The sequence below is a fragment of the Aliifodinibius sp. S!AR15-10 genome (assembly GCF_031569985.1).
GTDB lineage: Bacteria > Bacteroidota > Rhodothermia > Balneolales > Balneolaceae > JAMQKA01.
Genome location: NZ_JAMQKA010000115.1, coordinates 1 through 1,100, shown reverse-complemented (window position 1 = coordinate 1,100; position 1,100 = coordinate 1). Strand labels below are relative to the sequence as shown.

Sequence of the window (1,100 nt, the reverse complement as noted above, 5' to 3'; positions counted from 1 at the left end):
CCTGAGTTCAAGTAATAAGTGCAACACGTAGGAAGACCTCAGGGGCGCGCCCCTGAGGTCTTCGGCCAAGCGGGTTATATTCGTGTTGCTTATGCAAGAATACACCCAACTCAGCGAAGAAAATCGTCATCAGATCAAAGCGCTGCTCGATGCGGGCCATACCCAAAGCGAGATTGCCCGCACCATCGGCGTACACCGCTCGACCATCTGTCGGGAACTTAAACGCAATGTACCCAATGATGACACCGGGGACAACCAGTATTGCCCGGAAACCGCCCAGCAGCTTACCAACGGGCGCCATCGGGACAAGCCAAAACATCACCGGTTTACCGACGATCTCAAAAACCAGGCCCGCCGGTGGCTGACCCAAGAGAAGCTCTCTCCGGAGCTGATCAGCGGCCGCTGGCAGGTGCTGGGCACCCATGGGGTCTCCCATGAGACCCTCTACCAGTGGATCTGGGCGGCTAAACTTACCGGCGATCCCCAAGACAAGGACCTCTACAAGCATCTCAAGCACGGTCGTCGTAAGGCCAAACGGGGTAACCGGCAGGACAGCAGGGGCCGAATCAAAGGCCGGGTCTCCATTACCGATCGCCCCGATGTGGTGGAAAAACGACAGCGCCTCGGGGATATCGAGGTGGATCTAATGATGGGGAAGGCCCACAAGTCGGCCCTGCTGGTGCTGACCGACCGGGCTACCTTGCTCACCAAACTCCGAAAGGTCACCTCGAAAAAAGCGGAGCCGATGGCCCAGGCCATCATCGGTCAGCTTTCGGATATCCCCTCCAGTTTCATCAAGACGCTAACCTTCGACAATGACAAAGCTTTTGCCCACCACCAGAATATCGCCGAAGCCTTGGGAGCCGATACCTACTTTACCCGGCCCTACACCTCCCAAGACAAGGGAACCGTGGAAAACCGCATTTGGGTGATCAGGCGTTTCTTCCCGAAGGGTACCGACCTTCGAGATGTATCCGCCGAGCGCATCAACACTGTCGAAGAGTACCTGAACTTTCGACCGGTTCGAAAATTTGATTACCTTAATCCCATCCAACAAACCCTAAAACACCGCTGTGTTGCATTAGTCACTTGAACACGGC

General features: G+C 55.8%; 1 protein-coding gene. It reads left to right on the top strand.

What is annotated here, in order from left to right:
* Positions 1–91 precede the first annotated feature (91 nt).
* Positions 92–1,093, top strand: a complete 1,002-nt coding sequence (locus NC796_RS26570; protein WP_310688918.1) for an IS30 family transposase — start codon at positions 92–94, stop codon at positions 1,091–1,093.
* Positions 1,094–1,100: the final 7 nt, after the last annotated feature.

Coding starts and splice junctions, on each gene's coding strand:
- NC796_RS26570 (WP_310688918.1), top strand. CDS start 92: ATGCAAGAATACACCCAACTCAGCGAAGAAAATCGTCATCAGATCAAA.